The sequence below is a fragment of the Oxalobacteraceae bacterium OTU3CINTB1 genome (genome assembly GCA_024123955.1).
Classification (GTDB): domain Bacteria; phylum Pseudomonadota; class Gammaproteobacteria; order Burkholderiales; family Burkholderiaceae_D; genus Rugamonas.
In genome coordinates this window covers 6506747-6524368 of sequence record CP099652.1, presented here as the reverse complement: position 1 = coordinate 6524368, position 17622 = coordinate 6506747, and the positions used below count along the sequence as shown (strand labels likewise).

Below are 17622 nucleotides of genomic sequence, written 5' to 3'. Positions count from 1 at the left end.
GGAACGGGGGCGCAATGCTCCGGCAACCAAGTTTTTTTATTGTTTGGAGTACACATCATGTCCCTCGTATCCATGCGTCAACTGCTGGACCACGCCGCTGAAAACGGCTATGGCATTCCTGCTTTCAACGTCAACAATCTGGAACAAGTGCAAGCCATCATGGCCGCCGCCGACGCGCTCGACAGCCCGGTCATCATGCAAGCATCCGCCGGCGCCCGCAAATATGCCGGCGAAGCGTTCCTGCGTCATCTGATCGACGCCGCGATTGAAGCCTATCCACACATTCCGGTCGTTATGCACCAGGATCACGGCCAATCGCCGGCGATCTGCATGGCCGCGATCCGCTCCGGCTTCTCGTCGGTGATGATGGACGGCTCGCTGGAAGCGGACGGCAAATCGGTCGCATCGTACGAGTACAACGTTGAAGTGTCGCGCGAAGTGGTCAAGTTCTCGCACGCCATTGGCGTCACCGTGGAAGCCGAGCTGGGCGTTCTGGGTTCGCTGGAAACCATGAAGGGCGACAAGGAAGACGGCCACGGCGCCGACGGCACCATGACCCGCGAGCAGCTGCTGACCGACGTGAACCAGGCCGCCGACTTCGTCAAGCAAACCCAGTGCGACGCGCTGGCGATTGCTATTGGTACTTCCCATGGCGCCTACAAGTTCACCCGCAAGCCGACCGGCGACATCCTGGCGATCGACCGCATCAAGGAAATCCACGCGCGCATTCCGAACACCCACCTGGTGATGCACGGTTCGTCGTCGGTGCCGCAGGAACTGCTGGCCATCATCCGCGAATTCGGCGGCGACATGAAGGAAACCTATGGCGTGCCGGTTGAAGAAATTCAGGAAGGCATCCGTCACGGCGTTCGCAAGATCAACATCGACACCGACATCCGCCTGGCGATGACCGCCGCGATCCGTCAGTTCATGTTCCAGAACCCGTCGAAATTCGATCCGCGCGACTACCTGAAGCCTGCCCGCCTGGCCGCCGAACAAATCGTTCGCGCCCGTTTCGAGCAGTTCGGCTGTGCCGGTCAAGCATCGAAAATCAAGCAGGTTACGCTGGAAAAAATGGCCGAGCGTTACAAGGCCGGCGAGCTGCAACAGATTGTGAAGTAAAATTCGGGTTGGACGGGCGATGGTTGCCCGAATCTCTTGACCGGCTGGCAAGGTTTCCTTGTCGCCGGTTTTCGCTTTTTCTACGTTTGGTTAATACATTCTCCGCTATGAACAGCCTTTACCAATCCTCCATCAAATCCCTGCCACTGCTCGGCCATGGCAAAGTCCGCGACAATTACGCCGTCGGCGATGACAAGATCCTGATCGTCACCACCGACCGTCTGTCCGCCTTCGACGTTGTCATGAACGAGCCGATTCCCGGCAAGGGCATGGTGTTGAACCAGATGAGCGATTTCTGGTTCGAGAAACTGGGCCACATCGTGCCGAACCACCTGACCGGCGTCGCGCCAGAGTCCGTGGTGGCCGCCGATGAGGTGGAGCAGGTAAAAGGCCGCGCCGTGGTCGCCAAGCGCCTGAAGCCGATCATGGTCGAGGCGGTGGTGCGCGGTTACATCATCGGTTCGGGCTGGAAGGATTACCAGGCGACGGGCAGCATCTGCGGCATCGAATTGCCGGCCGGCCTGCGCCAGGCGGAGAAATTGCCTGAGCCGCTGTTCACCCCGGCCGCGAAAGCCGATCTGGGCGAGCACGACGAGAACATCAGCTTTGCCGACATGGAAAGCCGCATCGGCGCCGAACTGGCCGCCAAAATGCGCGATATCAGCATCAAGTTGTACACGGCAGCCGCCGACTACGCTGCCACGCGCGGCATCATCATCGCCGACACCAAGTTCGAATTCGGCCTCGACGAAAACGGCGTCATGCATCTGATGGACGAAGTGCTGACCGCCGACTCGTCGCGCTTCTGGCCAGCCGATTCGTACGCGCCGGACATGTCGCCGCCGTCGTTCGACAAGCAATTCGTGCGCGACTACCTGGAAACCCTGGACTGGGGCAAGACTGCACCGGCGCCTGCGCTGCCGGCCGACGTCATCGACAAGACCCAGGCCAAGTACTTTGAAGCGATCGAGCGCCTGACCGGCCAGAAGCTGAAGGCCTGAGATGGCGGACGCTAACAACTCCAAGCCGCTGGTCGGCGTCATCATGGGCTCGTCCTCGGACTGGGACGTGATGCAAAACGCGGTCGCCATCCTCAAGCAGTTCGGCGTGCCGTTCGAGGCGCAAGTGATTTCGGCGCACCGCATGCCCGACGAAATGTATGCGTACGCCAAGAGCGCCCGTGCTCGCGGCTTGCGCGCCATTATCGCCGGCGCGGGCGGTGCGGCCCACCTGCCGGGCATGGTCGCGGCGATGACCATTGTGCCCGTGCTGGGCGTGCCGGTGCCGTCGAAGTATTTGCGCGGCGAGGATTCGCTGTTGTCCATCGTGCAGATGCCGAAGGGTGTGCCGGTGTCGACCTTCGCCATCGGAGAGGCGGGCGCCGCCAATGCCGCACTGACGGCTGTGGCCATGATCGCCGCCAACGACGACGCGCTGGCCGACAAGCTGGAAGCCTTCCGCGTGACGCAGACCGACGCCGCCAAGGCCATGACGCTGCCGTTTGAATAACGTTTGAAATACATCGATGAGTAAAGATTTTTCTCCACTTCTGCCCGCCGCCAATCCACCGGCGTGGCTGGGCGTGATGGGCGGCGGTCAACTGGGCCGCATGTTCGCCCAGGCCGCCCAGAGCATGGGTTATCAGGTCGCAGTGCTGGAGCCTGCCGATGAATGTCCCGCAGGCCAGGTCGCCCAGCGCCTGGTCAACGCCGGCTACAGCGATGCCGCCGGACTGGACGCGCTGGCCGAGCAATGCCTGGCCGTCACCACCGAGTTCGAGAACGTGCCCGCAGACAGCCTGTCGCGGTTGGCCGAGCGCGTATTCGTCGCCCCCAACGCGCATGGCGTGTCGGTGGCGCAGGACCGCATCGCCGAGAAGAAATTCTTCGTCGATTGCGCGCCGCGCTCGGGCGTGCTGCCGGCGCCGCACAAAGTGATCGCATCGCAGCAGGATATCGACGATATCGCCGACGATCTGCTGCCGGGCATCCTCAAGACCGTGCGCATGGGTTACGACGGCAAGGGCCAGGTCCGCGTGAAGTCGCGCGAGGACGTGCGCGCCGCGTTCGAGAGCATGGACAAGGTTACCTGCCTGCTGGAAAAAATGCTGCCGCTGGCCTATGAGGTGTCGGTGCTGACCGCGCGCGGCGCCGATGGCGCGTCGGTGGTTTATCCAATCGCCGAGAACGTGCACCGCGACGGCATCCTCTTCACCACCACCGTGCCGGGCCCCAATGTTTCCGACGCCAGCGCCAAGGTCGCGCAACAGGCAGCGCAAGCGATTGTGGCCGAGCTCGGCTATGTTGGCGTGTTGTGCATCGAATTCTTCGTGCTGACCGACGGTAGCCTGGTGGTCAACGAAATGGCGCCGCGTCCGCACAACAGCGGGCACTACACGATGGACGCCTGCGTCACCAGCCAGTTCGCGCAGCAGGTTCGCGCGATGGCGCGCTTGCCGCTGGGCGACGTGCGCCAGCATTCGCCGGCCGTCATGCTCAACATTCTCGGCGATGTCTGGTTCGAAGGCGACAGCGAGACCGTGCGCGAACCGGCCTGGGACCGCATCCTGGCCTTGCCGGGCGCCTGCCTGCATCTGTACGGCAAGGACGACCCGCGCCGCGCCCGCAAGATGGGCCACCTGACCATCGTTGCGCCGACCTTGGACGAGGCGCAGCGCCAGCTGAACGCCGCGTGCGCCATCCTGGGTATCGCGCCGTGAAGAAACAGCATCACGCGGTAGCCGACGCCGCCGACATCGCGGCCGCGGCCGCCGTATTGGAGGAGGGTGGCCTGGTCGCCTTCCCGACCGAGACCGTCTACGGCCTCGGCGCCGACGCCGAAAATCCCGCCGCCGTCGCCCGCATCTATCAAGCCAAGGGCCGCCCCAACGACCACCCGGTGATCGTGCACGTGGCGCCCGGCGCCGACCTGGACTATTGGGTCACCGACATCCCCGACGAAGCGCGGCAACTCGTCGCCGCCTTCTGGCCGGGACCGCTGACCCTGATTTTGAAACGTGCCGGCCACATTCCCGACGCCGTCTCTGGCGGGCAGGACACGGTCGGCATCCGCTGCCCGTCGCATCCGGTCGCGATCGCCTTACTGAGCGCCTTCAATGGCGGCAAGGGCGGGGTGGCGGCGCCATCGGCCAACAAGTTCGGCAACGTCAGCCCGACCACGGCCCAGCACGTACGCGACGAGTTCGCGCTGGACGACGAGGATGAAGGCCCGATCACGGGCGATGACGCCTGTTCGGCCGCATTATTGAATACCGTGCTGGAGGGCGGCCCCAGCCAGGTCGGCATCGAGTCGACCATCGTCGACCTGTCGCGGCTGGCGACGCACGGCCCGGTGCTGCTGCGTCCCGGCCATATCAGCGCCGAGCAAATCGCCGGCGTCATCGGCCAATTGCCGGCAGCGCCGGACCAGGCCGCGCCGCGCGCCTCCGGCACGCTGGAATCGCACTACGCCCCACGCACGCCGGTCACGATGCTCGACGGCGCCACCCTGACCGTTAAACTGGCGCAGTTGCAGGCCAAGGGCATCGAGGTCGCCATCATCAGCCACGCACAGCCAAAGCTGGCCGTCAGCCAGCAAATGCTGCCCGCCGACCCGGCCGGGTACGCTTACGGCCTCTACGCCGCCCTGCGGGACATGGACCAGACCGGTTCCGATCTGATCCTGGTCGAAACCCCGCCGCAGGATGCGCAATGGCTGGGCGTCAACGACCGCCTGCGCCGCTCGGTGTTCGGCTCCGCCGGCGTCATCGACTCCCTGTTGCAATAGGTTTTTGGGCGTTCGATTCGCCTGGTTTGAGTGAAATTTCCGAAATCCAGTGCTAAGATGAATTGTTGCCGGCCGAAAAGCTCGCCCGGCCGTCTTGCATTGGAGCTCGTATGCGCTGGGCTGGATGGAGGGTGATGTGCTTGCCGCTGGTGCTGGCATCATGCGGTGGCGGCGGTGGCGGTGGATCCAACGGCCAGAGCAGCGGCGCGGTGGTGGTACAGCCGCCCGTCTTGCAACCGGCGCCGCCGCCGCGCGGCATGTTGATCGGCGGCGCGACCCTGGTGCCGGCCACCTTGGCCGGCGGTGGTCCCGCCAATACCTTGGAACCGGGCGAGCTGAAGTTGTTGGTCGATGCGTCCGTGGTGCTGGGAACCAATGTCACCAGCACGCCCGTGTGCGCGGTCACCACCTATACACTCAAATACCATACCGTCGACGCGATGGCGGCCGACACCGATGCCAGCACCGCCGTCATGGTCCCGTCCGGCAAGGATGCGGCCTGCCAGGGCGGCCGGCCCGTCCTCTTGTATGCGCACGGCACCTCCGTGAAAAAAGGCACCGATATGGCCGACCTGTCGGCCAGCGAGCCGCTGACGATCGCCGCCTTGTTCGCCGCCCAGGGCTACATCGTGGTGGCGCCGAACTACGCGGGATATGCGGGTTCGTCACTGGGCTACCACGCCTACCTCGACGCCGCCCAGCAGTCGAGCGATATGGTCGACGCGTTGCGCGCCGCCCGCGCCGCCTTCGGATCGATGAAGGTTGCCGCCTCCAGCCGGCTGATGTTGACCGGCTATTCGCAGGGCGGCTATGTCGCAATGGCCACGCAGCGCGCGATGCAGACCGGTTACGCGGGCGAGTTCGCCGTCACCGCCGCCGCGCCGCTGTCCGGTCCGTATGCGCTGCTGCTGACGGGAGATACCATTTTCAGCGGCGCGCCGACGGTGGGCGCGACCGGCTTCCTGCCGCTGGTGATCAATGCCGGCCAGCGCGCCGGCGCCGCGCTCTATGCGGCAACAGCCGATATCTACGAAGCCAGGTACGCCACCGGCATCGATACGCTGCTGCCGGGCACGCGCGGCTTCGGCGATCTGGTGGCCGCCGGCAAGCTGCCCGACGATGTGCTGTTCGCGCAGGATTCGTTGCCGCAGGCGAGCGGCTACGCCTCCTTCTTCGGCGCCGACCATTTGATACGGACGAGTTACCGCAACGCCTACCTGGCCGATTTGAAGGCCAACGCGTGCAACGCCAGCGTGGCCAACCCGCTCGATTGCGCGCCGGCCCAGCCGTTGCGCCGCTGGCTGTTGAAAAACGATCTGCGCACCTATACGCCCGCCGTCCCGTTGTTCCTGTGCGGCGGCAATGACGATCCGGTGGTGTCCTTTACCAATACGAAGGCGGCCGGGGCCTACTTCGCTGCCCGGGGAGCGGCGGCCGTAACCGGACTCGATCTGGAGGAGACGTCGCTGGCGGCGCCTTACTTGAGCACGCGGTTGCAATTCGCCGCCGCCAAGGAGGCGCTGCGCTTCGCCAACAAGTCGGTGAAGGATAGTTATCATGCCGGCCTTGTCGCGCCGTTTTGCCTGCGCGAGGCGCGCGCGTTCTTCGATTCTGCCCCAAACCGCTAACTTGGCCTTTGAGGAAAATTAAACTTGCAACGGAATAGCCGAGCAACTGTTCTTTTTTGCTCACAACTATTGCGTTTGTCGGGTGTTTTCCTATACAAGCCACGCGAACGCTGGCATATTAGTCGGGCTACGAATAGCACGTTCGTTCGTGTCAAATCATAAAAGAATATTTACAGGAGACAACATGCGCAACACCAAATTTGCACTCGCTGCAATGACTCTGGCCGTCCTCGCGGGTTGCGGCGGCAGCGCCGACCCGAAGCCGGGTGATCAGACCATCAAAAACAAGTACAGCGCGCAAGTGTCGTTCGGCGATAGCCTGTCCGACGTGGGTTCGTATGCCGTCGGTACCGTGGCTGCGCTCAAGGGCGGCAAATTCACCATCAATGGCGACAATACGGCCATCGCCTCCACCCTGACCGGCAAAAACTGGACCGAACTGGTCGCCGCCCAGCTGGGTCTGCCGGCGCCATGCGCCGCGCTTACCGGCCTCGACGGCGACGCCACCAAGGGCTTCTCGGTGCCGCAGGTCGCGCACGCCGGCTGCTACGGCTACGCCCAGGGCGGCTCCCGCGTCACCAACCCCGTCGGACCGGGCAACAAGTTGACCGGCAGCGCGCTGGGCGCGTTGACGGTTCCCGTCGTCACCCAGGTGGCCAACCACCTGAAGGCGGTCGGCGGCAAGTTCAAGGGCGACGAGATGGTCTTCGTCATGGCCGGCGGTAACGATGTGCTGTTCCAGTTGGCCGCGCTGAGCGCCGGCGCCACCGCCGCCGGCACCGCCGCCGGTGGTCCCGCATACTTGCAGAGCCTGGTGCCACAGCTGGCGGCGGGCGCGACCAATCCGCAGACCGCTGCGCAGGCGATCGCCTTTGCCGCGCAGACGGAAGCGGCGCGCGCCGGCAGCACCCAGGCCAGCATCACCCAGATCGCCATCGGCGCGGCCGCCGTCCAGCCGGGCAATTCGGCGGTCGGTGGGCAGGCCGTCTACGGTCCGATGGTCGCCAAGGCCACCGCCGACGCCACCGCCGCCGGCAACAAGGCCGGACTGGACTACGCCGCCGCCAAGGGCCCGGAACTGGTCGCCGCGCTGGCGACCGCCGGCACCGAACTGGCCAACCTGGTCAAGACGCAGATCCTCGCCAACGGCGCCAACTTCGTGACGGTGAACAACCTGCCGGACGTGGCCACCACGCCGTCGGGCCGTGGCCAGTCGGCCGCCACCCAGGCGCTGATCAACGCCATGGTGAGCGCCTTTAACAACGCGCTGACCGCCGGCCTGTCGGCCGAATCGAAGGTGGTGATTGTCGACGTGTTCGCCGTCAGCCACGACCAGGCCACCAATCCCGGCCCGTACGGCCTGACCAACGTGGCCGAACCGGCTTGCGACCTGAGCGCCGCCAAGAACCCGCTGGGCACTTCGCTGGTGTGCAACGGCGGCAACCTCAAATCGGGCGATGTCAGCCACTACTCGTTCGCCGACGAAGTCCACCCAACCCCGTTCAACAACCTGCTGCTGGCCCGTTTCGTGTCCAGAAGCCTGGTGACCAAGGGCTGGCTGTAATTCTGTCGTCGCAGGGGAGCGCCGCTTTCGGCGGTGCTCCCCGGACAACACCATAAAAAAACAGGAGACGATATGAACAAGGGTTTCAACACCACCGTAAAACTGCTGGCGCTGGCCGCCGCGATGTCGGTGGCCACGGCCGCGTCGGCGCAACAGACCACCGGCACCTGGCTGGTCACCGCCGGTATCAACAAGATCACGCCGAAGGTCAAATCCGGCGACGTGTCGGCGCCGGCGCTGCCGGGCACCAAGGCCGACATCGATCCGGACACCAAGCCGCGCGTGGCGTTCGCGTATATGGTCACCGATAATATTTCGGCTGAAGTCGATCTGGGCCTGCCGTACAAGCACGACCTGGTCGGCGCGGGATCGATCGAGGGCACGGGCAAGCTGGGCACGTCGGAAGTGCTGCCGCCGACGGCCTTCATCCAGTACCGCTTCCTGCCGGCCAACGCGATGTTCCGTCCGTATGTCGGCCTGGGCATCACCTACGCGCACTTCCAGAAGGAACGCGGTTCGGGCCAGCTGACGGCGATCCTGAACACCGGCGGCCCGGGCGCCACCTTCAAGGTCGACGACAAATGGGCGGCCAGCTACCAGATCGGCGGCACCGTCAAGATCAACGAGCAGTGGTTTGTCGATGCGACCGTCATCAAGACCAAGCTCAAGACCAAGGTGCATTTCTCGACCGGCCAGACCCAGGACATCCGCCTCGATCCGCTGGCGGTGAGCGTCAGCGTCGGCTACAACTTCAAGGGCTTCAATTTCTGATTATTGCGCTTGGGCTGGATAAAAAAAACCGCTGCGATGTTCTGCAGCGGTTTTTTTTCGTCTTGCGGCGGCTTACTGGAAAGCCTGGATGCCGGTCTGCGCGCGGCCCAGGATCAGGGCGTGGATGTCGTGCGTGCCCTCGTAGGTGTTGACCACCTCCAGGTTGACCATGTGGCGGATAACGCCGAACTCGTCCGAGATGCCGTTACCGCCGAGCATATCGCGCGCCACCCGGGCGATGTCCAGCGACTTGCCGCAGGAATTGCGCTTCATCATCGAGGTGATTTCCACCGCCGCCGTGCCGGCGTCCTTCATGCGGCCCAGTTGCAGACAGCCCTGCAGGCCCAAGGTGATTTCGGTCTGCATGTCGGCCAGTTTCTTTTGCACCAGCTGGTTGGCGGCCAGCGGACGGCCAAACTGCGAGCGGTCCAGTACGTACTGGCGGGCGATGTGCCAGCACGCCTCGGCCGCGCCCAGCGCGCCCCAGGCGATGCCGTAGCGTGCCGAGTTCAGGCAGGTGAACGGACCCTTCAAACCGCGCACGTCCGGGAAGGCGTTCTCTTCCGGGCAGAACACGTTATCCATGACGATCTCGCCGGTCAGCGAGGCGCGCAGGCCGAACTTGCCGTGGATGGCAGGCGCGCTCAGGCCGGCCATGCCTTTTTCCAGCACGAAGCCGCGGATCGCGCCTTCGTCGTCCTTGGCCCAGACCACGAACACGTCGGCCACCGGGGAATTGGTGATCCACATCTTGGCGCCGGTCAGCGCATAGCCTCCCGGCACCTTCTTGGCGCGGGTGATCATCGAGCCGGGATCGGAACCGTGGTTCGGCTCGGTCAGGCCGAAGCAGCCGATCCACTCGCCGGTGGCCAGTTTCGGCAGGTATTTCTGGCGCTGCGCCTCGGTGCCGAATTCGAAGATCGGCACCATCACCAGCGACGATTGCACGCTCATCATCGAACGGTAGCCGGAATCGACGCGCTCGACTTCGCGCGCGATCAGGCCGTAGGAGACGTAGTTCAGGCCGGGGCCGCCGTACTGGTCGGGAATGGTCGGGCCCAGCAGGCCCAGTTCGCCCATTTCGCGGAAGATCGAGGTGTCCATCTTCTCGTGGCGGAAGGCCTCCAGGATGCGCGGAGCCAGCTTGTCCTGGCAATAGGCTGCGGCGGCGTCGCGCACCATGCGCTCGTCGTCGGTCAGTTGCTGATCCAGCAACAAGGGGTCATCCCAGTGGAATTGGGCGCGGGCTTGGCTCATGGTGGTCTCTCATTATGGTGAATGCTGCCAGCATTCTATGCCGCGCCGCAGACCCCGGCTTTTCAAATGGCGACACCAATTTCCGTTTTTAGCCCAGGCTGCCGAACTGGCCGCCGTGGAAGATCAGCGGCGGCGCCGGCGTAAATTCGCACAACTCGACCTCGCCGACGAAAATGACGTGGTCGCCCTCGGGGTAGCGGCTGCGGTTGTGGCATTCGAACCAGGCCGAGCCACCCTTGAGGATGGGATGGCCGGTGCGCGACAGGTCGTACTCGACGCTGTCCCACGGATTGCTGCCGCGCGTGGCAAACAACTTGGCCAGGTGGGCCTGGCCGGCGCTGAGCACGTTGATGACATAGTGGGAGTTACCGGTGAAAATGGGCATGCTGTTGGCGCCGTTCGACAGGCTCCATAGCACCAGCGGCGGATCGAGCGACACCGAGTTGAAGGAACTGGCCGTCAGGCCACGAAACGTGCCGTCGGCCAGCCGGGTGGTGATCACGGTCACGCCGGTGGCGAACTGGCCCAGGGCCTGGCGGAAATGGGCGGTGTCGAAAGCGCGTTCTTCAGCGCGGGGGGAAATGGTGTGCATGGGTCGGCCTGGGTTCTTTTAGCCATTATGCCAAAGATTTGTGGCGGCGTCGGATTGCGTCCCTCGGGGCGGCGGTAAACGAGCTGCGGACGGCGCGCGATTGCCTTACAGGGGGCCATCGCATGCGGCTTCGTAGCCCGGGGTCAGGTCCACCATTTCTACACGATCTCAACCGTCGAGGTCCGGTACGCTCGGGCCCGTGTAGCATTGGTGGACCTGACCCTGGAGTTGCTTTTGCGGCGGGTACATGTGCCGGCGCGACCACGGCAGGGTGCCGCTGCGCTGCCCCGCCTTGTGGCCGACGATTTGATACAGGCTGATCCAATCCTGCTCGAAGGCGTAGCTGCAACCGGCCAGGTAGACGTGCCAGATGCGGTAGCGCTTGTCGCCGGCGAGCGCGCGCAGGCGCTCGGCGTGCGCTTCGAAATTGTCGGTCCAGATGGCGCAGGTGCGCGCGTAGTGCCGCCGCAGGTTTTCCACGTCGTAGGCTTCCAGGCCGCCTTGCTGCATCGCCTTGAGTACGCTGCCGACGTGCGCCAGTTCGCCATGCGGGAATACGTACTTGTCGATGAACTCGCCGCCGCCGTAGGGCGTCTGGCCGTTGTCCGCGTCGGTGGAGGTGATGCCGTGATTCATCACCAACCCGTCCGGCGCCAGCAGCCGTTCGATGGCGGCGAAGTATTCCGGCAAATGCCGCAGGCCGACATGCTCGAACATGCCGACGCTGGTGATGCGGTCGAATTGGCCGCGCACGTCGCGGTAGTCCTGCAGCCGGATCTCCACCAGGTGCTCGAGCCCGGCCAGCCGCACGCGCTGCCGGGCCAGCGCGCACTGGTTTTCCGACAAGGTGACGCCGATGCAGCGCACCCCGTATTGCTGCGCGGCGCGGATCACCAGGGCGCCCCAGCCGCAGCCGATGTCGAGCAAGGTGTGCTGCGGCTCCAGCGCGATCTTGCGCAGGATGTGGTCGATCTTCTTGAGCTGGGCGGCGGCCAGGTCCTCGTCGCCGTCCTCGAAGTAGGCGCAGGAATAGACCATGTCCGGATCGAGGAATTGCGCGTAGAAGTCGTTGGAGACGTCGTAGTGATAGCGGATCGCCTCGGCGTCCTTGTGCCTGTCGTGCTTCATGCCGCGCGCCGGGCGCGAGAACTTGCGCTCCGGCTTGAGCGTGGTGCGCGCCAGCGCGTTGACGACGGCGATCATGTCGCGCGCCGCCCCCTTGACCTCGATCGCCCCTTCCACATAGGCCGTGCCGAGGTTGGCCAGCGACGGCTTGAGCAGGTAGCGCGCGGCCGCTACATTGGGCAGGCGTATCGTCACGCGCGGCGCCTCGCTGGAAAAGTCGACGCATTGGCCGTTCCATAATTCAATCCGCAGCGGTAGCGCGATCTGTCGCCGGATGCCGGCGATCCAGGCGCTGAAGCGGTTTTGTACGAACACTTGTGCTAACACGATGCACCTCCCGTCCAGAAATAAAAAAGACCACCGCAAGCGATGGTCTGGATTTCCGAATCGGATCGCGTTCGCGCGCCGCGGTTACGGCTGCAAGCGCTCCTTGATCCAGCTGCCATCTGCCTGTTTCACATACACGATCCGGTCGTGGAAGCGCGAGCGGCGCCCCTGCCAGAATTCGATGCGCACCGGTTCCAGGCGGTAACCGCCCCAGTGTTCCGGCCGCACCGGATGCTCGCCGCTGATCGCGGCCGAGGCATCGTAATTGGCTTCCATCTGTTCCCGGCTGGCGATGGGCGCGCTCTGCCGCGAGGCGATCGCGGCGATCTGGCTTTTCACCGGCCGGCTATGGAAGTATTGATCGCTTTCCTCGGCCGAAGTTTTGACGACCTTGCCTTCAATGCGCACTTGGCGCTCGAGTTCGTTCCAAAAGAATAGCAGCGCCGCGTGCGGGTTGTCGCGCAATTGCTGCCCCTTCTGGCTGTCGTAATTGGTGTACCAGGTGAAGCCGCGCGGATCGAATTGCTTGATCAAAACAATGCGCGAGGTTGGCTTGCCGTCGGCGCCCACCGTGGCCACGCTCATCGCGTTCGGTTCGTTGACCTTGGCGTGCAGCGCCTCGTCGAACCATTTGCCGAACTGGGCGATCGGGTCGTCAAGCACGTCCGCTTTCGTCAGGCTGGCGCGGCCATAGTCGAGGCGCAGATCGGCCAGCACCACGCCGTCTGCCACGGCCTTGGCCACGGCCACCTGTTGCTGCTCCGGCACCTGGCTTTGCGGCAGGTCGGGCGTGATACCGCGCCGCAATTGCATCGCGCTGCCCAGTTGCGCCATCTGCTCCGGGCTGAACAGGCGCTTGGCCATCGGCGCGATGTTGGCTTCCTCCTTGGCCATGTGGGCGGCGTAGGCGTCGCAGAAGCGCTCCACGTCAGGCGTCGACAGCTCGGCGCTGTCGCCGGCGGCGATTTTTTCCAGCTGCGCGCGGACGATTTCCCAGTCCTTGTCCATGGCCTGGTGGTCGGCCAGGATGCCCGGCACCAATTCGTCGAGCAGCGCGGCGTCGGCGTCGCGCGCGGTGGCCTGCAACATCGGCATCAGGTTTTGCTCTTCGTCGTCGTGGTGCAGGTGGGCGGCGTTGTTGAAATACTTGAGCACGGCTTGCGCGGCTTTTTGCGCCTCGGCGTCGGCGCCGTGGGCGGGCAGGTGGGCCAGCAGGTTTTGCATCGTCAACAATTGCTTGCGGATACGGTCGTGGCAATGTTTCAAAACTGCTATCGGCTGGCTGAAATCGGGGGCGGTGTCGAACAGGGGTTTATTCTCTGCGTTGCTCATGGCGTGGGGCTTAGGCTAGGGGGGAAAGTCATTCTAGAATAATTCTTGTCGCCGTGTCCGGTAAAATGGCGGGATGAACAGTATCTCTGACCTTAATGTCGACCAAGGCCCGGACGCCGTCGACTTCGACCGCCGTTTCGGCGGCATCGCCCGATTGTACGGCGAACGCGCGCTGGCGCGCTTCCGGGGCGCCCACGTGTGCGTGGTCGGCGTCGGCGGCGTCGGCTCGTGGATCGTCGAGGCGCTGGCCCGCAGCGCCATCGGCCAACTGACCCTCATCGACCTCGACAACGTCGCCGAGTCGAATATCAACCGCCAGATCCAGGCGCTGACCGGCACTGTCGGCCAGGCCAAGATCAGCGCGCTGGCCGAGCGCATCGCGCAGATCAATCCGTATTGCGTGGTCAACCAGATCGAGGATTTCGTCAGCGCCGACAATCTCGACGAGATGCTCGGCACCGGCAAGTTCGACTACGTGGTCGACGCCATCGACAGCGTCAAGGCCAAGGCGGCGATGATCGCGTATTGCCGCCAGCACGCGCTGCCGCTGGTCATCATCGGCAGCGCCGGCGGCCAGACCGATCCGACTCAGATCGCCGTGCGCGACCTGGCCCGCACCGAGCAGGAACCGCTGCTCAAAAAAGTGCGCAAGGTCTTGCGCAGCCAGTACGGCTATCCGCGCGGCGAGAAAACCAAGTTCCACGTGGACGCGGTGTTCTCGATGGAACCGCTCAAGTTTCCCGAAACGGGAGAGGTGTGCGCGGTCGACGGCGACGACCGCGCCGGCGGCGTGACTGGCTTGAACTGCGCCGGCTTCGGCTCGGCGATGGTGGTCACGGCCACCTTCGGCATGGTCGCCGCCGGCCACGTGCTGCGGCAGCTGGCCAATGGCGCGCAGGCGGCGCCGGCGCCGGTACCTGCGGTGGCGGCTGACGAGACGGCGTAGATTTTATCCGGTGCGCCAGGCAGGTTTGCTATCATTGTGCGCGCTGGCCCGGCCGCCGTGCCGTCCACAGAAACTCATTGAAAGAAAAAACATGACGCGTAGTTCCGTTTTAGTAGCAATGCTGTGCGCGCTGGCGGCCTCCGTGGCCCAGGCCCAGACTCCCGCCGCGCCTGCCGCACCCGCAGCCCCGGCAGCCCCTACCGCCCAGCCAGCGCCGGCCGCGCCGACCACCACCGCCACGCCCGCCGTCGCGCCGCCACCGCCGCCGATGGTCGTCGGTTCGGCCACGCCGGGTCCGGCCGCCGAGCAGCTGATCATCACCGACACCAAGGTCGGCACCGGCAAGGAAGCCAGTACCGGCGCCACCGTCTACATGCACTACACCGGCTGGCTGTATCGTCCGCTGGCGAAAAACATGCACGGCAAACAATTCGACTCGTCGATCTCGCGCGGCGAACCGCTCGACTTCGTGCTCGGCGCCGGCCGCGTCATCAAAGGCTGGGACCAGGGCATCCAGGGCATGAAGGTCGGCGGCAAGCGCACCCTGATCATTCCGTCCGAGCTGGCCTACGGCTCGCGCCCGTCGCCGGGCAGCGGCATCCCGCCGAATTCGGCGCTGATCTTCGACGTCGAACTGATGGATGTGAAGTAAACAATACGTCGTTGTCCGCGTGGCAGGAGTAGACTGGCTACTCCCCATCGCGCGGAGGTTTTTTCCATGAAAATTGCCAACGACGTAACTGAACTGATCGGCCACACCCCGCTGGTGCGGCTGCATCGATTGACCAAGGGCCTCAACGCTGAAGTACTGGTCAAGCTGGAATACTGCAACCCCGCCCACAGCGTGAAAGACCGCATCGGCCTGTCCATGATCGAAGCGGCCGAAGCGGCTGGCCAGATCCATCCCGACACCATCATCCTCGAACCGACCAGCGGCAACACCGGCATCGCGCTGGCGATGGTTTGCGCCGCGCGCGGCTACCGCTGCACGCTCGTCATGCCGGACACCATGAGCCGCGAGCGCCGCATGCTGCTGCGCGCCTATGGCGCCGAGTTGATCCTGACGCCGGGCAGCGAAGGCATGCTCGGCGCCATCCACCGCGCCGAGGCGCTGGCCGAGAGCGACCGCCGCTACCTGATGCCGCAGCAATTCAACAATCCCGCCAATCCGGATGTGCACCGCCGCACGACGGCCGAGGAAATCTGGGACGACACCGACGGCCGCGCGGATATTTTGGTGGCTGGCGTCGGCACCGGCGGCACCATCACCGGCGTGGGCGAAGTGATCAAGGCGCGCAAGCCGGCGTTCCGCTGCATCGCGGTCGAGCCGGAAGCCTCGCCGGTGCTGGCCAAGGGTGTCAAGGGAGCGCACCCGCTGCAGGGCATCGGCGCCGGCTTCGTGCCGGCCGTGCTCAATACGCGGGTGTACGACGAGATTATTGGCGTCAGCAACGACAATGCCTTCGAGACCGCGCGGCTGGCGGCCAGCCAGGAAGGCTTGCTGGTGGGGATATCGTCGGGCGCGGCGCTGTGGGCCGCGCTGCAAGTGGCGCGCCGGCCGGAAAGCGCCGGCAAGATGATCGTCACGATCATCCCGTCGTTCGGTGAGCGCTACCTGAGCACCGCCCTATACGCCCAATACGCTGATTAGTGCGCCGGCTCCTGCAGGCAACACTCGTGCACCGTGGTGCCGAGCCGCACCTGCAAGGTGCTGTGCTGGATTGAGAAATCCTCGCGCAGCTGCCGGGTAATGTCGTCGACCGCCACGTCGCCTGGATACCCGGCCGGCGTGACCAGCTGCGCGGTCAGCGCCGTCTCGGTGGTGCTCATCGCCCAGATGTGCAGGTCGTGCACCTCGGTCACACCGGGACGGTCGCGCAAGAACTGCTCGATCTCGCCGCGATCCACGTTGTCCGGCACCGCCGCCAGCATCATGCGCAGCGACTGCTTGAGCAGCGACCAGGTGCTGTAGACGATAATCGCCACGATCACCATGCTGACCGCCGGATCGACCCAGTTCCAGCCCGAATAGCGGACGATCAGGCCGGCCACCAGCACGCCCAGCGAGATCGCCGCGTCGGCGGCCATGTGCAGGTAGGCGCCACGGATATTGATGTCGTCCTTGCTGCCGGACATGAACAGCCACGCCGAGAAGCCGTTGATCAGAATACCGATGCCGGCCACCACCGACACCGTAAAGCCGCCCACCGGCTCGGGATGGGCCAGTTGCTGCACCGCCTCGAAGGCGATGCCGCCGCAGGCGACCATCAGCAGCATCGCGTTGAACAGCGCCGCCAGCATCGACGTGCTGCGCAGGCCGTACGTATAGCGCTGGTTTGGCAGGCGCTTGGCCAGGATGGCCGCGCCCCAGGCCAGCATCAGGCCCAGCACGTCGGACAGGTTGTGGCCGGCGTCGGCCATCAGCGCGGTGGAGTTGGCCAGGAAACCGTAGAAGAATTCGACGCCGACAAAACCCAGGTTGAGCACGATGGCGATGGCGAAGGCGCGGCCCATGGTGTTGGGATCGCCGTGGTGGTGATGGCCGTGGCCGTGCGCGTGATCGTGTCCATGGCCATGATCGTGGGCGTGTGCTTTCGCGGCCGGCTTGGCGGGCGCGTGGCTGTGGCCATGCCCGTGATCATGATCGTGGTGCTCATGGTCGTGATCGTGGTCGTGATGGTCGTGGTGCTTGCTCATGCTTCGTTCCCGTTGGCAGGTTCGGCGATATGTTCCAGCATATCGTTCAGGACGTCGCTGATATGCGCATCGGCGGCGGAGTAGAAAACTTGTTTGCCTTGCCGCTCCGACTTCACGATGCGCGCCGCGCGCAGCAAGCGCAAGTGGTGGCTGACGAGGGAGCTGCTCAGTTCAAGGGAGGTGGCGATGTCGCTGACGGCGATCGGCGCCGCCACGCAGGCGAGCACAATGCGCAAGCGGGTCGGATCGCCCAGCAGGTGGAACAGATCGGCGAGTTGGGCGATGGCGGGATCGACGCCGGCGTAGTCGTGTTGACAGCTCATAGATTTAGCTCGTGTATTTTGTATAACTCTTCATGTGAACAGCTATTCATATGTTAGCACGAATAATTTGCGTGCTCAGGACTTTTTCATCCGCTGAAAGTTATATACATTTCCTGCATCTCAATTTTCTAATCATTTTTTTGGCAGGGGGC

17 protein-coding genes are annotated in these 17622 nt (G+C 64.5%); 11 read left to right on the top strand and 6 right to left on the bottom strand.

Annotation, left to right across the window (positions count from 1 at the left end; genetic code table 11):
- The first annotated feature begins 57 nt into the window (after positions 1–57).
- The 8 genes from fba to NHH73_28415 all read left to right on the top strand — a co-directional run bounded on the left by fba (position 58) and on the right by NHH73_28415 (position 8871).
- Entirely contained in the window at positions 58–1122 is a 1065-nt protein-coding gene (gene fba, locus NHH73_28450) for a fructose-bisphosphate aldolase class II (protein ID USX26441.1), read from the top strand.
- Positions 1123–1229: 107 nt separating this feature from the next.
- Positions 1230–2123: a phosphoribosylaminoimidazolesuccinocarboxamide synthase gene (locus NHH73_28445; GenBank protein ID USX26440.1), complete on the top strand. Its 894-nt coding sequence runs from the start codon at positions 1230–1232 to the stop codon at positions 2121–2123.
- Between the two features lies 1 nt (position 2124).
- The gene (gene purE, locus NHH73_28440; GenBank protein USX26439.1) at positions 2125–2631 is read left to right on the top strand and encodes a 5-(carboxyamino)imidazole ribonucleotide mutase; all 507 of its coding nucleotides are present in this window, start codon (positions 2125–2127) and stop codon (positions 2629–2631) included.
- 16 nt (positions 2632–2647) lie between these two features.
- Positions 2648–3841, top strand: a complete 1194-nt coding sequence (locus NHH73_28435; GenBank protein ID USX26438.1) for a 5-(carboxyamino)imidazole ribonucleotide synthase — start codon at positions 2648–2650, stop codon at positions 3839–3841.
- Entirely contained in the window at positions 3838–4908 is a 1071-nt protein-coding gene (locus tag NHH73_28430) for an L-threonylcarbamoyladenylate synthase (protein ID USX26437.1), read from the top strand. Before NHH73_28435 ends, NHH73_28430 begins: the two co-directional genes overlap by 4 nt.
- Before the next feature lie 110 nt (positions 4909–5018).
- Positions 5019–6536, top strand: coding sequence for a prolyl oligopeptidase family serine peptidase (locus NHH73_28425; protein USX26436.1), 1518 nt, complete (start codon positions 5019–5021; stop codon positions 6534–6536).
- A gap of 184 nt (positions 6537–6720) precedes the next feature.
- Positions 6721–8100, top strand: a complete 1380-nt coding sequence (locus NHH73_28420) for an esterase (protein ID USX26435.1) — start codon at positions 6721–6723, stop codon at positions 8098–8100.
- A 72-nt stretch (positions 8101–8172) separates the two neighbouring features.
- Positions 8173–8871, top strand: a complete 699-nt coding sequence (locus NHH73_28415; protein USX26434.1) for an outer membrane beta-barrel protein — start codon at positions 8173–8175, stop codon at positions 8869–8871.
- Positions 8872–8943: 72 nt separating this feature from the next.
- Here the strand turns inward: NHH73_28415 and NHH73_28410 are convergent, their stop codons facing one another.
- The 4 genes from NHH73_28410 to pdxH all read right to left on the bottom strand — a co-directional run bounded on the left by NHH73_28410 (position 8944) and on the right by pdxH (position 13504).
- Positions 8944–10128 (bottom strand): acyl-CoA dehydrogenase, encoded by a 1185-nt coding sequence (locus NHH73_28410; protein USX26433.1) that lies wholly within the window; start codon positions 10126–10128, stop codon positions 8944–8946.
- An 88-nt stretch (positions 10129–10216) separates the two neighbouring features.
- Positions 10217–10720, bottom strand: a complete 504-nt coding sequence (locus NHH73_28405) for a flavin reductase family protein (protein USX26432.1) — start codon at positions 10718–10720, stop codon at positions 10217–10219.
- 168 nt (positions 10721–10888) lie between these two features.
- Positions 10889–12160, bottom strand: coding sequence for a cyclopropane-fatty-acyl-phospholipid synthase family protein (locus NHH73_28400; GenBank protein USX29737.1), 1272 nt, complete (start codon positions 12158–12160; stop codon positions 10889–10891).
- A gap of 96 nt (positions 12161–12256) precedes the next feature.
- Positions 12257–13504 carry a pyridoxamine 5'-phosphate oxidase gene (gene pdxH / locus NHH73_28395; GenBank protein ID USX26431.1) on the bottom strand — a complete coding sequence of 416 codons (1248 nt, stop codon included), beginning with the start codon at positions 13502–13504 and terminating at the stop codon, positions 12257–12259.
- 73 nt (positions 13505–13577) lie between these two features.
- Here pdxH and tcdA point away from each other — a divergent pair, with 73 nt between their 5' ends.
- From tcdA to cysK, 3 genes are all read left to right on the top strand, one after another.
- Positions 13578–14450, top strand: coding sequence for a tRNA cyclic N6-threonylcarbamoyladenosine(37) synthase TcdA (gene tcdA / locus NHH73_28390; GenBank protein USX26430.1), 873 nt, complete (start codon positions 13578–13580; stop codon positions 14448–14450).
- Between the two features lie 118 nt (positions 14451–14568).
- Complete coding sequence (locus NHH73_28385) at positions 14569–15102, top strand: FKBP-type peptidyl-prolyl cis-trans isomerase (GenBank protein ID USX29736.1); 534 nt, start codon at positions 14569–14571, stop codon at positions 15100–15102.
- A 66-nt stretch (positions 15103–15168) separates the two neighbouring features.
- A complete protein-coding gene (cysK, locus tag NHH73_28380; protein ID USX26429.1) occupies positions 15169–16101 on the top strand; it encodes a cysteine synthase A in 933 nt (310 codons plus the stop codon).
- Here the strand turns inward: cysK and NHH73_28375 are convergent.
- Together NHH73_28375 and NHH73_28370 are read right to left on the bottom strand one after the other, a co-directional pair.
- Entirely contained in the window at positions 16098–17147 is a 1050-nt protein-coding gene (locus NHH73_28375; GenBank protein USX26428.1) for a cation diffusion facilitator family transporter, read from the bottom strand. The genes cysK and NHH73_28375 overlap by 4 nt on opposite strands.
- Positions 17144–17470 carry a metalloregulator ArsR/SmtB family transcription factor gene (locus NHH73_28370; protein USX26427.1) on the bottom strand — a complete coding sequence of 109 codons (327 nt, stop codon included), beginning with the start codon at positions 17468–17470 and terminating at the stop codon, positions 17144–17146. The genes NHH73_28375 and NHH73_28370 overlap by 4 nt, the downstream gene beginning before the upstream one ends.
- Positions 17471–17622: the final 152 nt, after the last annotated feature.

What these genes read in the sequence shown, in the direction of transcription:
- tcdA (USX26430.1), top strand. Translation starts at nt 13,578, where the DNA reads ATGAACAGTATCTCTGACCTTAATGTCGACCAAGGCCCGGACGCCGTC.
- NHH73_28425 (USX26436.1), top strand. Translation starts at nt 5,019, where the DNA reads ATGCGCTGGGCTGGATGGAGGGTGATGTGCTTGCCGCTGGTGCTGGCA.
- NHH73_28405 (USX26432.1), bottom strand. Translation starts at nt 10,720, where the DNA reads ATGCACACCATTTCCCCCCGCGCTGAAGAACGCGCTTTCGACACCGCC.
- NHH73_28415 (USX26434.1), top strand. Translation starts at nt 8,173, where the DNA reads ATGAACAAGGGTTTCAACACCACCGTAAAACTGCTGGCGCTGGCCGCC.
- fba (USX26441.1), top strand. Translation starts at nt 58, where the DNA reads ATGTCCCTCGTATCCATGCGTCAACTGCTGGACCACGCCGCTGAAAAC.
- cysK (USX26429.1), top strand. Translation starts at nt 15,169, where the DNA reads ATGAAAATTGCCAACGACGTAACTGAACTGATCGGCCACACCCCGCTG.
- NHH73_28420 (USX26435.1), top strand. Translation starts at nt 6,721, where the DNA reads ATGCGCAACACCAAATTTGCACTCGCTGCAATGACTCTGGCCGTCCTC.
- NHH73_28370 (USX26427.1), bottom strand. Translation starts at nt 17,470, where the DNA reads ATGAGCTGTCAACACGACTACGCCGGCGTCGATCCCGCCATCGCCCAA.
- NHH73_28410 (USX26433.1), bottom strand. Translation starts at nt 10,128, where the DNA reads ATGAGCCAAGCCCGCGCCCAATTCCACTGGGATGACCCCTTGTTGCTG.
- NHH73_28375 (USX26428.1), bottom strand. Translation starts at nt 17,147, where the DNA reads ATGAGCAAGCACCACGACCATCACGACCACGATCACGACCATGAGCAC.
- purE (USX26439.1), top strand. Translation starts at nt 2,125, where the DNA reads ATGGCGGACGCTAACAACTCCAAGCCGCTGGTCGGCGTCATCATGGGC.
- NHH73_28445 (USX26440.1), top strand. Translation starts at nt 1,230, where the DNA reads ATGAACAGCCTTTACCAATCCTCCATCAAATCCCTGCCACTGCTCGGC.
- pdxH (USX26431.1), bottom strand. Translation starts at nt 13,504, where the DNA reads ATGAGCAACGCAGAGAATAAACCCCTGTTCGACACCGCCCCCGATTTC.
- NHH73_28435 (USX26438.1), top strand. Translation starts at nt 2,648, where the DNA reads ATGAGTAAAGATTTTTCTCCACTTCTGCCCGCCGCCAATCCACCGGCG.
- NHH73_28385 (USX29736.1), top strand. Translation starts at nt 14,569, where the DNA reads ATGCTGTGCGCGCTGGCGGCCTCCGTGGCCCAGGCCCAGACTCCCGCC.